At 62.6% G+C, this 12,079-nt stretch carries 15 protein-coding genes; 5 read left to right on the forward strand and 10 right to left on the reverse strand.

Annotated features, from left to right (window positions below):
• On the reverse strand, positions 1 to 755 hold a 755-nt coding region (locus QM797_RS09965; protein WP_283275786.1), incomplete at its 3' end, for a MiaB/RimO family radical SAM methylthiotransferase.
• A 342-nt stretch (positions 756 to 1,097) separates the two neighbouring features.
• Here QM797_RS09965 and QM797_RS09970 point away from each other — a divergent pair.
• The 4 genes from QM797_RS09970 to QM797_RS09985 all read left to right on the forward strand — a co-directional run bounded on the left by QM797_RS09970 (position 1,098) and on the right by QM797_RS09985 (position 4,350).
• Positions 1,098 to 1,826, forward strand: a complete 729-nt coding sequence (locus tag QM797_RS09970; protein ID WP_170944851.1) for an amino acid ABC transporter ATP-binding protein — start codon at positions 1,098 to 1,100, stop codon at positions 1,824 to 1,826.
• Positions 1,827 to 1,879: 53 nt separating this feature from the next.
• On the forward strand, positions 1,880 to 2,710 hold the full coding sequence (locus tag QM797_RS09975) for a glutamate ABC transporter substrate-binding protein (protein ID WP_283275362.1): 831 nt from the start codon (positions 1,880 to 1,882) through the stop codon (positions 2,708 to 2,710).
• Positions 2,711 to 2,800: 90 nt separating this feature from the next.
• Complete coding sequence (locus tag QM797_RS09980) at positions 2,801 to 3,478, forward strand: amino acid ABC transporter permease (protein ID WP_283275364.1); 678 nt, start codon at positions 2,801 to 2,803, stop codon at positions 3,476 to 3,478.
• Positions 3,478 to 4,350 (forward strand): amino acid ABC transporter permease, encoded by an 873-nt coding sequence (locus tag QM797_RS09985; RefSeq protein ID WP_283275365.1) that lies wholly within the window; start codon positions 3,478 to 3,480, stop codon positions 4,348 to 4,350. Before QM797_RS09980 ends, QM797_RS09985 begins: the two co-directional genes overlap by 1 nt.
• A 108-nt stretch (positions 4,351 to 4,458) precedes the next feature.
• On the opposite strand, the gene QM797_RS09990 is transcribed toward QM797_RS09985, so the two are convergent.
• The 5 genes from QM797_RS09990 to QM797_RS10010 all read right to left on the reverse strand — a co-directional run bounded on the left by QM797_RS09990 (position 4,459) and on the right by QM797_RS10010 (position 8,285).
• Positions 4,459 to 5,010 carry a regulatory protein RecX gene (locus QM797_RS09990; RefSeq protein ID WP_283275367.1) on the reverse strand — a complete coding sequence of 184 codons (552 nt, stop codon included), beginning with the start codon at positions 5,008 to 5,010 and terminating at the stop codon, positions 4,459 to 4,461.
• Between the two features lie 12 nt (positions 5,011 to 5,022).
• On the reverse strand, positions 5,023 to 6,060 hold the full coding sequence (gene recA / locus QM797_RS09995; protein WP_283275369.1) for a recombinase RecA: 1,038 nt from the start codon (positions 6,058 to 6,060) through the stop codon (positions 5,023 to 5,025).
• 197 nt (positions 6,061 to 6,257) lie between these two features.
• Entirely contained in the window at positions 6,258 to 6,449 is a 192-nt protein-coding gene (locus QM797_RS10000; protein WP_032377150.1) for a DUF3046 domain-containing protein, read from the reverse strand.
• Between the two features lie 10 nt (positions 6,450 to 6,459).
• A complete protein-coding gene (locus QM797_RS10005; protein ID WP_283275370.1) occupies positions 6,460 to 7,632 on the reverse strand; it encodes a glycosyltransferase in 1,173 nt (390 codons plus the stop codon).
• A 74-nt stretch (positions 7,633 to 7,706) separates the two neighbouring features.
• Positions 7,707 to 8,285: a TetR/AcrR family transcriptional regulator gene (locus tag QM797_RS10010; protein WP_317564390.1), complete on the reverse strand. Its 579-nt coding sequence runs from the start codon at positions 8,283 to 8,285 to the stop codon at positions 7,707 to 7,709.
• 281 nt (positions 8,286 to 8,566) lie between these two features.
• Between QM797_RS10010 and QM797_RS10015 the strand changes: the two genes are divergently transcribed.
• Positions 8,567 to 9,487 (forward strand): diacylglycerol kinase, encoded by a 921-nt coding sequence (locus QM797_RS10015; RefSeq protein ID WP_283275372.1) that lies wholly within the window; start codon positions 8,567 to 8,569, stop codon positions 9,485 to 9,487.
• Here the strand turns inward: QM797_RS10015 and QM797_RS10020 are convergent.
• From QM797_RS10020 to QM797_RS10035, 4 genes are all read right to left on the reverse strand, one after another.
• A complete protein-coding gene (locus QM797_RS10020) occupies positions 9,477 to 9,650 on the reverse strand; it encodes a hypothetical protein (protein WP_283275374.1) in 174 nt (57 codons plus the stop codon). The two genes, QM797_RS10015 and QM797_RS10020, sit on opposite strands and share 11 nt — an antisense overlap.
• Before the next feature lie 99 nt (positions 9,651 to 9,749).
• Positions 9,750 to 10,619: a phage shock envelope stress response protein PspM gene (gene pspM, locus QM797_RS10025; protein ID WP_283275375.1), complete on the reverse strand. Its 870-nt coding sequence runs from the start codon at positions 10,617 to 10,619 to the stop codon at positions 9,750 to 9,752.
• 42 nt (positions 10,620 to 10,661) lie between these two features.
• The gene (locus QM797_RS10030; RefSeq protein WP_057477706.1) at positions 10,662 to 11,471 is read right to left on the reverse strand and encodes a PspA/IM30 family protein; all 810 of its coding nucleotides are present in this window, start codon (positions 11,469 to 11,471) and stop codon (positions 10,662 to 10,664) included.
• Positions 11,472 to 11,615: 144 nt separating this feature from the next.
• The gene (locus QM797_RS10035; RefSeq protein WP_094610502.1) at positions 11,616 to 11,957 is read right to left on the reverse strand and encodes a helix-turn-helix domain-containing protein; all 342 of its coding nucleotides are present in this window, start codon (positions 11,955 to 11,957) and stop codon (positions 11,616 to 11,618) included.
• Positions 11,958 to 12,079 lie beyond the last annotated feature (122 nt).

Raw genomic sequence — 12,079 nt, forward strand, 5'->3', positions numbered from 1 at the left:
AGAGTGGGACAGATGTTCGGGGTCGACGCCATCGCCTCGATCACGTCATCGGTGAATTCGGCCGGGTGCGGAGACGTGAACCGCACTCGCTCGAGCCCCTCGATCGAGCCGCAGGCGGTCAGCAACGATGCGAACGCGCCGCGATCACGAGGCATGTCCGGATCGGCGAACGAGGCCCCGTAGGCATTGACGTTCTGGCCGAGCAGCGTCACCTCGAGTACACCCTGATCCACCAAAGCCTGCACCTCGGCGAGGATGTCGCCGGGTCGACGATCGATCTCCTTGCCGCGCAGCGCCGGGACGATACAGAACGTGCAGGTGTTGTTGCAGCCCACGGAGATCGACACCCAACCCGCGTAGGTCGACTCTCGCTTCGCGGGCAGGGTGGACGGGAAGGCCTCGAGCGACTCGAGGATCTCCACCTGCGCCTCGTCGTTGTGCCGGGCGCGCTCGAGCAACACCGGCAACGAACCGATGTTGTGGGTGCCGAAAACGACGTCGACCCACGGAGCCTTCTCCACGACGGTGCTGCGATCCTTCTGCGCCAGGCAGCCGCCTACGGCGATCTGCATGTTGGGATTTCGCGTCTTCGCGGGCCGCAACATGCCGAGGTTGCCGTAGAGCTTGTTGTCGGCGTTCTCCCGCACCGCACAGGTGTTGAAGACGACGAGGTCGGCATCGGTGCCGTCGTCCGCCGGAACGTAGCCGGCCTCCTCCAACAGACCCGACAGCCGCTCGGAGTCATGGACGTTCATCTGGCAACCGTGCGTGCGCACCTCGTAGCTGCGGGGAACTGCCGCCGACGGGTCGGTCACCGGCACGGGATCGGGACTCCCGCGATCGGCCACGTCCACGGTCGAAAAAACACTAGTCTGCACCCCTCCAGGGTACGTCCATCACGCCGACCGGCCCGCCGGGGTCGCGGGCGTCACTGCAGACTGTGCAGGGCCGATGCGTGCCAACAGTAAAGTTTCCATTACATAATCGAAGATGGCAGGCGAAAACGCCGGTCGGCGAGGAAACTACGCATAGGGTTTCGTCTTATGACGCACGCCACCGACGCGCCGGCATCGACACCCCCGCCGGGCGCACCTTCGATGATCTCGCTCAAATCCGTCGACAAACATTTCGGTGATCTGCACGTCCTCAAGGACATCAACCTGGAAGTGCCGGCCGGTCAGGTCGTCATCGTCGTGGGTCCTTCCGGATCGGGTAAGTCGACTCTGTGCCGAACGATCAACCGGTTGGAGCCGATCGATTCCGGTGCCATCGAGGTCGACGGAGATCTACTCCCCGCCGAAGGAAAGGCTCTTGCGGCACTGCGTGCCGACGTGGGCATGGTGTTCCAGTCGTTCAATCTGTTCGCACACAAGACAATCCTGCAGAACGTCATGCTCGCGCCCATGAAGGTGCGCAAGCAGAAGAAGGACGAGGCAGAGAAGAGCGCGTTGGCTCTGCTCGAACGCGTGGGCATCGCCAACCAGGCCGACAAGTACCCCGCTCAGCTCTCCGGTGGTCAGCAGCAGCGTGTCGCCATCGCCCGGTCTCTCGCCATGAACCCCAAGGTGATGCTGTTCGACGAGCCCACCTCGGCCCTCGACCCCGAAATGGTCAACGAGGTACTCGACGTCATGACCTCGCTTGCCAAGGAGGGCATGACGATGCTCGTCGTCACCCACGAGATGGGCTTCGCCCGCAAGGCAGGCGACCGCGTCATCTTCATGGCAGACGGAGCCGTCGTCGAGGACACCGATCCCGAAACCTTCTTCAAGTCCCCGAAGTCCGAACGCGCCAAGGACTTTCTGGGCAAGATCCTCGGTCACTGACCCGCTTCACCGTTCACCCCGAATACCCGAACCGATCCTTAAGGACATTCACTGTGAGAATCACCCGACCGCTTCGCTTCGGTGTCGCCATCGCCGCTCTCTCCATCGTCGCCACTGCCTGCGGCGGCGGCGAAGAGGCCCGCACCATCTCGAGCAGCGCCGAATCCGGCAACCTCATCGTCGGCATCAAGTTCGATCAGCCCGGCCTCGGTCTGCGCAATCCGGACGGCACCTTCAGCGGATTCGACGTCGAGGTCGCCAAGTACGTCGCCGGCAAGCTCGGCGTCGACGAGGCGAACATCGAATTCAAGGAGTCTCCCTCGGCACAGCGCGAGACCCTGATCGAAAACGGTGAGGTCGACTACATCGTCGCCACCTACTCGATCACCGACACCCGCAAGGAGAAGGTCGGCTTCGCCGGACCGTACTTCGTGGCAGGACAATCGTTGCTCGTACGAGAAGACAACACCGACATCACCGGACCTGCCTCTCTCGAAGGAAAGAGGCTCTGCTCTGTCTCCGGTTCGACGCCGGCTCAGAATATCGCCGACGAGTACCCCGGCGTGCAGCTCCAGAACTACGATACATACTCGGCGTGTGTAGAGGCACTAAACAACGGCCGCATCGATGCCGTTACCACCGACGACATCATCCTCGCCGGCTATGCAGCGCAGTTCCCGGGCAAGCTCAAGGTCGTCGGCGAGCCGTTCACCACCGAGAACTACGGCATCGGCCTGAACAAGGACGACACCGACGGACGCAACAAGATCAACGACGCCATCGAAGAAATGATCTCCAGCGGTGCCTGGGAGCAGGCATTCGATCAGACCGTCGGTGCCTCGGGTTACCCACTGCCCGATGCACCCACCGTCGATCGTTACTGATTCCTAGAGCCCCCGAGCTCCGCTCCCGCGCCGCTGGCGGCGGAGCTCGGCGGCGTGAGTTCTCTCTGAGCCGTAAGGACCTGAGGCACCTTGAACCTATTGAGCAAGTACGGCAGTCAACTCGTCGAGGTATTCGTCACGACGATCCAGCTGACAGCGCTGTCGGCGATCGGTGCGCTGATCATCGGCACGGTGATCGCAGCTATGCGCGTCTCACCGATCCCGATTGCCCGAGCGATCGCAACTGTGTACGTGACGATCTTTCGAAACACCCCACTAACGCTAATCATTCTGTTCACCTCATTCGGCCTTTTTCAAACCCTTGGGTTAGCCCTCGCGCCAGAGGCATCGCCAACCGGGCTCGTCGACAACAACTTCCGACTGGCGGTACTCGGGTTGAGTATTTACACCGCATCCTTTGTCGCTGAGTCTCTTCGGTCCGGAATCAACACGGTCCCGGTTGGTCAGGCCGAGGCCGGACGCTCCCTTGGCATGACATTTACCCAGAACATCTCCATTGTTGTTCTTCCACAAGCTTTCAGAGCAGTTGTCGGCCCGCTAGGCAGCGTTTTGATTGCATTGACCAAGAACACGACCATTGCATCGGTGATCGGTGTCGTTGAGGCATCATTCTTAATGAAGGAGATGATCGAGAACGAAGCCGCGATCTTTGTCGTCGGCGGCATCTTTGCTCTCGGCTTCATGATCCTGACGCTCCCGACTGGGTTGCTGTTCGGGTACGTCAGCAAGCGATTGGCGGTGTCGTAATGAGTGATGCAGTAGCAGTTCTGTACGACGTTCCCGGACCCAAGGCAGTTCTGCGGTATCGCATTCTGTCGGGCGTAGTTGCCGTCGTCTCCATGGGAATCGCGTTCCTGATCTATCGCGCACTCGACTCCAAAGGCCAGCTGACCGCTGACAAGTGGAGTCCGTTCCTCGAATCGACAACGTGGACAACCTATTTGTTGCCCGGCATCCAAGGAACGTTGATCGCCGCGGCACTGTCGATCGTGTTCGCGCTCGTCCTCGGTGCGGCCCTCGGTATCGGCAGGCTCTCCGATCACCGGGTGGTGCGGGTGATCAGTGGCGCTTTCGTCGAGGTGTTCCGCGCGGTGCCCGTCCTGATCCTCATGATCTTCTTGTACGCGGTGTACGCGGATTACGAGGTCTTCAAGGTCAAGTACCTGGCGTTGGCCGCGGTGGTTACCGGTCTGACTCTGTACAACGGATCGGTCATCGCCGAGATCGTCCGGGCTGGAGTCAATTCACTGCCGAAGGGTCAGCGCGAAGCCGCGTCGGCGCTCGGGATGCGCAAGAGCCAGGTCATGCTCCTGGTCCTGCTCCCCCAGGCCGTCACCGCGATGTTGCCTGCGATCATTTCGCAGATGGTGGTGGCGCTGAAGGACTCGGCGCTCGGTTACGTCATCGGCTACGTCGAGGTCGTCCGTTCGGGACAGCAGGTGGGCGCGTTCTACAGTAACTACCTGCCCTCGCTGATCATCGTTGCCGTCATCATGATCATCATCAACTCCGCGTTGACGAAGTTGGCCACCGTAGTCGAACGTCGTCTGCGTTCGCGCAAGCGCAAGGCGGGCACCACTGCCGTCGTTCCTGCTTTCGACGGCGGACAGGCAGCCTGACGTCACGTCGGTTGTAACATCTGGGAAGCCCTGGACAAGTAAGGCCCGCAACACCGATGGTGTTGCGGGCCTTACTGTTTCTCGACGGCACCGGCTCGAGGTGGACGATCACATCGAGTCGGGGCCGTCGAAGTCTTCGGTGTCTGCACCTGCGCGGTCGAGTTCTTCTTTGACCACCGCAAATGCCATTCCTTGCGAGTATCCGCGGCGAGCGAGCATACCGACCAGCTTGCGGACTACCTTGTCTCGCTCCACACGGGCATCCGGACCACTCGAATCCGGCAGCCTCAGGGTACGAAATCGCTTGCGTACCAATTCACCTGCACGGTGGCGCTCGTCGTCGGCATCGATCAGATCCAACGCATGTGCCGCGAGTTCGCTACTGACGCCCTTGGTTCGGAGTTCCATGCTCAAGGCGCGTTTACCCTTGCCGGAGTACTTGTGCCGAGAGTGGACCCACTGCTGCGCGAACGATTCGTCATCGACGAGTTTCGCTTTTTCGAGACGGTCGAGAACTGCATTCGCGATCTCTGCGGTGAATCCCTTCTTGGAAAGACTCGTTTCGAGTTCGTGCCTGCTGCGCGCTCGGTCGGTCAGCAACCGAAGGCAGACATCTTTCGCCTGCGTTTCGGTGCCGCCACCCTCGTCTCGTTGCTGCACAGCGGCAACGGGTTAGAAGTCCACCGGAGCGACTGCAGGCTCCTCCGCGGTGACGTCCGCGCCGATCTGCAGCTTCTCCATGATCTTCTTCTCGATCTCGTCCCGCACATCGGGGTTCTCGAGCATGAACTTGCGGGCGTTCTCCTTGCCCTGGCCGAGTTGATCGCCCTCATAGGTGAACCACGAACCCGACTTGCGGATGAAGCCGTGCTCGACGCCCATGTCGATCAACGAGCCCTCACGGCTGATGCCCTTGCCGTAGATGATGTCGAACTCGGCCTGCTTGAACGGCGGCGCGACCTTGTTCTTGACGACCTTGACCCGAGTGCGGTTACCGATGGCGTCGGTTCCGTCCTTCAGGGTCTCGATGCGGCGGATGTCGAGGCGAACCGAGGCGTAGAACTTCAATGCCTTACCACCGGTGGTGGTTTCGGGAGAGCCGAACATGACGCCGATCTTCTCGCGCAGCTGGTTGATGAAGATGACGGTGGTGCCGGAGTTGCTCATGGCACCGGTGATCTTGCGTAGCGCCTGGCTCATCAGGCGCGCCTGCAGACCCACGTGACTGTCGCCCATCTCGCCTTCGATCTCGGCGCGCGGTACGAGTGCCGCCACCGAGTCGATCACGACGATATCGAGTGCGCCCGAACGGATCAGCATGTCGGCGATCTCGAGGGCTTGCTCACCGGTGTCGGGCTGCGAGACCAGCAGAGCATCGGTGTCGACACCGAGCTTCTTCGCGTAGTCCGGATCCAGTGCGTGCTCCGCGTCGATGAAGGCGGCGATGCCGCCGGCCCGCTGAGCACTGGCCACCGCGTGCAAGGCGACGGTGGTCTTACCCGAGGACTCCGGGCCGTAGACCTCGATGACACGTCCACGCGGCAACCCTCCGATGCCGAGTGCCACATCGAGCGCGATCGATCCGGTGGGGATGACGGCGATGGGCTGGCGGACCTCGTCACCGAGGCGCATCACCGAACCTTTGCCGAAGTTCTTGTCGATCTGCGCAAGAGCGAGATCGAGTGCTTTGTCGCGATCGTATGCAGCCATCGTGAGCTCCCTGTGTCGTGTCGTTCAGCTGTGTCGTGTCGATCAGCTTTGTCGTCGGTAACGCTAGAACGGGGTACCGACAAGAAGTTTCTCTGGACCGCTCAGCAACCGTTGACACCAGCATAGGGGAACACGTGTTCGAGTCAACTACCACGACGTTCGACACGCCGAGCAAACTCGATCCGATCTACGGAGCGCTACCAGCGTTCTCTCGGAACGTCGAACTCGTAGCAGATCGAGCGCCAGACTTCCCTCGGGTCGACGCCCTCCTCGATGGCCTGAGCCCCGGTTCGTCCGATGCCGGACAGAACATGATCGGTCAGCAGGGAATTGCCTCGAACGGAGCCGAACTCCTCGGTGAGCAGTTCACGAAATTCGGTCAGACGCACATCGTCAACCCTAACGTCCCGTCCCTCGCGCGCTCCGGGCGAGGACCTCGTGACATACCGCCACCGGATCTCCGACGGAATTCGCGCCGGCCGCTGCCGCGGCTGCAGCCCGGGCGAATCGCGGATCGGCGAGAACGTCGGCCACCGCGCCGGCGATGGAGGTTGCCGTAGGGGGTCGCACGATCATGGCGCTCCCCTGCCGCGCAGCCCGATTCGCCAGCTCCCACTGATCACCGCCACCGGGCACGGTCACCACCGGAACTCCGTGCATGAGAGCTTTGGCCAACATGCCATGGCCACCCCCGCACACCACCACATCGGCGTGACGCAGAAGTTCGTCCTGCCGACCGAGCCCCGCATTCGCCCAGTTCGGCAATACGTCGGGGGCCCCGTCGAGAACCGACGCCACTACCCGAACTTCGGTGCCGTCCAACCCTTTCAGTGCCATCTCGAGCATTCCCTCGGCACCGGTGAATGCCGTCGACGGGGCGACCATCACCAACGGCGATTTGCCGTCGGGCAGCTCGAGCACATCGTCGGTGGGCTCCCACAGCAACGGACCGATCAGGTGCGCGTCCTCCGGCCAGTCGGGACGCTCCACCTCCAACGCGGGAATGGTGGCAACCAGCCGAGCGCTCGGGCCCGGATCCCGGGCGGGTAGCCCGATACTCGTCCTGGCGAGGGAGCGTTGAGTCCGTCCCTGCGCAATCGAGCGTGCCGTCAGCGCGCGCATCACGGTATCGCGCAGCCTGCCACGAAGACCGGTGCCGGGAGCCAACCCACTTCCGATGGGCGGCAACCCTTTCGAGGGTGAATACAGGGGATGGGGCGAGAGCTCGACCCAGGGTGTGCCGAGACGTTCGGCAGCCATGCCCCCTCCTGCCGTCAGAATGTCGGACACCACGAGGTCGACGTTCTCCCGCTCGAGGTCGGGCAACAATTCGGTGGCGACGAAGGCCGCGCGAGAGTGAATACGCTGTCCGGCGTCCAGATCGTCGTCCTCCGGTCTCGGTGCCAACCCGCCCAACGGGAAGGTCCGCAGCCCGAGCGCACGGGCATCGGGCACCCAACGACTTCCGGTGAACAGGACCGGTTCGTCACCGGCCGCACGAAACAACAGGGACAGGGCAATGGCCGGAAACGCATGCCCCGGATCGGGCCCGGCCACCACTGCAACTCGCATCGACCCAGCGTGCCACACCCCATTCGACGAGCTCGACGCCGTATCGAGGATCACCGAAGGTGAACGAGGGCCCGTCACGCGCTCCGGGGACGCAGATAGGCATCGACCGCGTACGCCATCTGGTGCATCACCTCGGCACCGGGGATGCGCTCGGACACCATCTCGGCGGACTGGACAGCCGACTGCACCATCAACAGCAACATCGTTGCCAACGTCGCGGGATCCCCCGCACGAATAGACGAATCACCTTGTCCCACAACAATCAAAGACGACAGCGTATCGATGATCAACGACTGGCTGGTACCGAGCCGATGCAGGATGTACGTGGCCAGCACATCGGAATCGGAACGGAGAATCTTCACGAAAAGCGGGTGAATTCGGATCCGATCGGCAGCCTGGTCCACGGCGGTCACGATCTGGTCTCGACCGGATGCGGTCGCGTCGAAGCTGGGAATGAGTGCGCTGATCTCGCGGGTGAGCAGGCTGGAAACCACCGCCCGTGTATCCGTCCATCGTCGGTAGACAGTCGGTCTGCTGACCTCGGCTCGTCGGGCGATCTCGGCCAGGGTGGTGCGCCTGACTCCATGCTCGAGGATGCACGATCGGGCCGCGTCGAGGACAGTGTCTTCGATCGACTTCTCGGGCGCATCCATCTCGGACGGATGCGCGGACCGAGACGAGGCAGGACTCGATACCGGTCGCTCGGTCACGTGCCACCCTTCACAATATGGGCCGAAAATCTGTACCGCGGGCCGAAGCAAGTAATTTCGTTACTATACCTCACGGCTTCGGGCGCATTCGGTCCTCGAGTCGCCTGACAACACGCATCGGCAATCTACGCCGAAGACAGTCGACGGGGAATAGCGCCGGTCGCCGACACGGTAATCGTCAACCCTGGCAAGCTGATCGACGTGACCGACGAATCCGGACGACCATGACCCGATCGGTAACAGTGCTGACCAATCCGACGGCCGGTCGTGGTCGCGCAGCGCACACCGGTCGGCGCGCCGTGGCACGACTTCGCGAGCGCGAGATTCACGTCACGGCCATCGAAGGCCGTACCCCAGGAGACGCGTTGGCATTGTTGAACAGAGCCGTCGACAGCGGAACTGACGCCGTGATCGCGGTCGGCGGCGACGGGCTGGTCAATCTCGTGGTTCAGGTCCTCGCCGGCACCGACACCCCGATGGGTCTGATACCTGCGGGCACCGGAAACGATCTGGCCCGCGTTCTGGGGATACCTCGGGGCGATGCAGTCCGGGCAGCCGACGTCGTCGCCGACGATCTGACGCGAACGATCGATTTGGGTCGCGCCGGTGACCGGTGGTTTGCAACCGTTTTGTCCAGTGGTTTCGATTCCCTGGTCACCGAGAGAGCCAGTCGACTTCGGTGGTTCGGCGGTCCCCTGCGCTACGACGCAGCCATGATCCTGCAATTGGCCACGCTCGAAAAGCTTTCTTACGTCATGGAATTGGACGATGCCGAACTTCGGGTCGACGCCACGCTGATCGCCGTCGGGAACGGCAGCTGTTACGGCGGCGGGATGGCGATATGCCCTGCAGCTCGGGTGGACGACGGTCTGCTCGACATCACCGTCGTGCGGGGAGTGAGTCGAACTCGACTTCTCAGGATGTCGCCTACCCTCTACCGGGGAACGCACATCGATCTCCCAGAGGTCGATACCTATAGATCGAAGCGGGTCACCCTGAGGTGCGAGGGGATAGTCGCATATGCGGACGGTGAATGCGTCGGTGAACTGCCGGTCACAGTGCAGTCCGTACCGGGTGCTGTACGGGTGTTCGTGGACCGGAGTTTCTCGTCACCAGGGTGGAAGGACCGACGAGTCAGTACTTGAGCGAAGGGTGGTCGTCGTTCGACGAGATCGCCTTGTACAGCCACACCAGCCCCAACACGATGGCACCGGCCACAACCAGCCAGAACACACCCTTGATGATGGTGCCCAGAAGCGCGAGCGCGATCCAGATCAGGACGATGAATCCGAGTACTTTCCAGAACATGCGGAACTCCAACCGTATCGACGCGCACCGTGTCGTGTCGCGTACATCGATCTTGACATCGGTGCGCTCCGAGCACATCGGGGTGAACCCTGAATTGTGTCAGCGGTGCCGCGCCCGAATCCGATCGATCTCGGTGAGTGCCTCGGCCCATCCTTGCAATCGGTCAGTGGCCGATTCGAGCTCGCGGCGGTGGACGTCCACAACCGTCGTCGATGTGAATGCCGCCGGTCCGGTCATCCGTGCGGCGGCCGCGACGAGTTGTTCGTACTGATCGACTCCGGCCGCGAGGTCGGCTGCAGCCGAATCTATTCCGGTGCGCAGATGTTCACGCGTGGCAAGGCTGGCTGCGCCTGCACGTTCGAGAGCTGCGATGTCGACGGCGACACCCTGGAGGCCCTGGGCAGCATCCGTGGCCGCACCGATCGTGTCTTCCACCTCGTCGGTCCCGATCGTCTCGGATCGCGCCAGAATTCCCAACAGCTCGAACAAACTCTTCTCGGCTCCGGCCAGCCGGGCCATCGGTTCGTATGCGGCAGATCCGCGTTGAGGCAACATGCGCCTGGCCGGTATCCCTACGGGTACCGGCTGGGATCGCAGCCGGCGTAACCGGGTAACGGCGAACACAGCCGGGACGGCCATGAGCGCGGCACCTCCGCCGCCGACGAACAGCGACCACTCCGGAGCAGACAGCACAGCCAGTCCTGCTGTTCCCGCTGCCGTCGTGGTGGAGACGGCTCCGAACCGGATTCCTCGTCGTCTGGCTCGACGAATCTTCTTCAGATGCCTGGCCCGAGGGTCTTTTCGACGGCCGGCAGCATCGAACACCGACGTGCCGACGCTGCGCGCCGATTCCGCCAGAGACCTGACCACTGCGCCGGACTCCGCAACCGCCGCAGCAATGGAGTCCCGATCGAGCGAAACGGCCGGCCGCTTACGCGACCGGCCCGATTCGTGTTCTTTCCTGCCCATGCCGAGAGTGATGTCAGTCGACAGGCGTGTTCATCCGCACGATCACGCCTGTGCCGGGGGCTCGGGCGTTGCGTTCGGAGACTTGGCAATCGAAGGCTTGGCCGCAGAATCGCCGGACGGCAGCGAGTCTCCTGCCATCGACGCGCGAATCTGCTCGAGCCGGCTGTGGCCCGCCATCTGCACCGACGCCTGCTGGACCTCGAGCATGCGACCCGAAACGGTGTTCTGAGCCAACTCCGCCGAACCGAGAGCATCGGCGTAGCGGCGCTCGATCTTGTCGCGGACAGCGTCCAGGCTCGGAGTGTTACCGGGCGCGGACAGCGTGCTGTCCATCGAACGCAGCGATTCGCTGACCTTCTCCTGCATTTTCGCCTGCTCGAGCTGGCTGAGCAGCTTGGTGCGTTCGGCGACCTTGGACTGCAGTGCCATTGCGTTCTGCTCGACGGCCTTCTTGGCCTGCGTGGCGGCCTGCAGGGACTGATCGTGCAGAACTTTCAGGTCTTCGACGCTCTGCTCGGCGGTCACCAGTTGGGCGGCGAACGCCTCGGCAGCATTGGTGTACTGCGTGGCCTTCTCGATATCACCCGCTGTGGCGGCCTGGTCTGCCAGCGTGACCGCCTGTCGAGCGTTCGCATTGAGCTTTTCGACCTCGTCCAGCTGCCGGCTGAGCTTCATCTCGAGCTGACGCTGATTACCGATGACGGACGCAGCCTGCTGGGACAGAGCCTGATGCTGCCGCTGCGCATCTTCGATCGCCTGCTGAATCTGAACCTTGGGGTCGGCCTTCTCGTCGATCTTGGAATTGAAGAGCGCCATCATGTATTTCCAGGCCTTGACGAAAGGATTAGCCATGGGGTGGTCCTGCCTCCATCTGTTGCGCCGCGGTGGCCGCGTACGGGTCGGCTGCTCTCGCAGTGACCGAAATGAACCTGTCCGTGCTGAAAAAGTCGGGTGTCTGGTCTGGGTCAGGAGTGGAAACGGAGTACTTTTCCGATCTTAGGCGGCAGCGAGAGCTCTGGCAGCAGGTGCGGGAATCACGACACGGGTATCGCCGTCGATGCGAGTGGCGACGGCCGCCTCGTCGAGTCGGGCGGCCGCGATGGACGCGTCGGACAGTGTCACGCTGACATCACTCATGACATCCGACAGCGGGACGGCGAGGGCATCGCAGATCGCGGCGAGCAGTTCGCTCGACGCCTCCTTACGGCCACGTTCCACCTCGGAGAGATACCCGAGGCTCACGCGTGCAGTATTCGAGACTTCACGCAGGGTTCGGCTCTGTGCGACGCGAGTACGCCGCAGACTGTCGCCGAGTGCTTCACGCAATAGCAGCGCCATCTCGCTCCTCCTCGTTGGTGTCCGTACCGACGGCCGAGCCGTCGAGACGACAACGTTCATATCTCGTTCGTCCGGAGCCGTCAGAATGTTCAACGTCCCAGTCGGGCCGATTGGTTCCCGAC

Origin of the sequence: Rhodococcus sp. IEGM 1381 (genome assembly GCF_030056795.1) — a bacterium.
Classification (GTDB): Bacteria; Actinomycetota; Actinomycetes; order Mycobacteriales; family Mycobacteriaceae; genus Rhodococcoides.

Bases quoted from the DNA above. Each gene is read 5' to 3' on its own strand.
- QM797_RS10005 (WP_283275370.1), bottom strand. From the start codon at position 7,632: ATGCGAGTTGCAGTGGTGGCCGGGCCCGATCCGGGGCATGCGTTTCCG.
- QM797_RS09970 (WP_170944851.1), top strand. From the start codon at position 1,098: ATGATCTCGCTCAAATCCGTCGACAAACATTTCGGTGATCTGCACGTC.
- QM797_RS10020 (WP_283275374.1), bottom strand. From the start codon at position 9,650: ATGTTCTGGAAAGTACTCGGATTCATCGTCCTGATCTGGATCGCGCTC.
- QM797_RS10010 (WP_317564390.1), bottom strand. From the start codon at position 8,285: ATGGATGCGCCCGAGAAGTCGATCGAAGACACTGTCCTCGACGCGGCC.
- QM797_RS09985 (WP_283275365.1), top strand. From the start codon at position 3,478: ATGAGTGATGCAGTAGCAGTTCTGTACGACGTTCCCGGACCCAAGGCA.
- QM797_RS10030 (WP_057477706.1), bottom strand. From the start codon at position 11,471: ATGGCTAATCCTTTCGTCAAGGCCTGGAAATACATGATGGCGCTCTTC.
- pspM (WP_283275375.1), bottom strand. From the start codon at position 10,619: ATGGGCAGGAAAGAACACGAATCGGGCCGGTCGCGTAAGCGGCCGGCC.
- QM797_RS10035 (WP_094610502.1), bottom strand. From the start codon at position 11,957: ATGGCGCTGCTATTGCGTGAAGCACTCGGCGACAGTCTGCGGCGTACT.
- QM797_RS10015 (WP_283275372.1), top strand. From the start codon at position 8,567: ATGACCCGATCGGTAACAGTGCTGACCAATCCGACGGCCGGTCGTGGT.
- recA (WP_283275369.1), bottom strand. From the start codon at position 6,060: ATGGCTGCATACGATCGCGACAAAGCACTCGATCTCGCTCTTGCGCAG.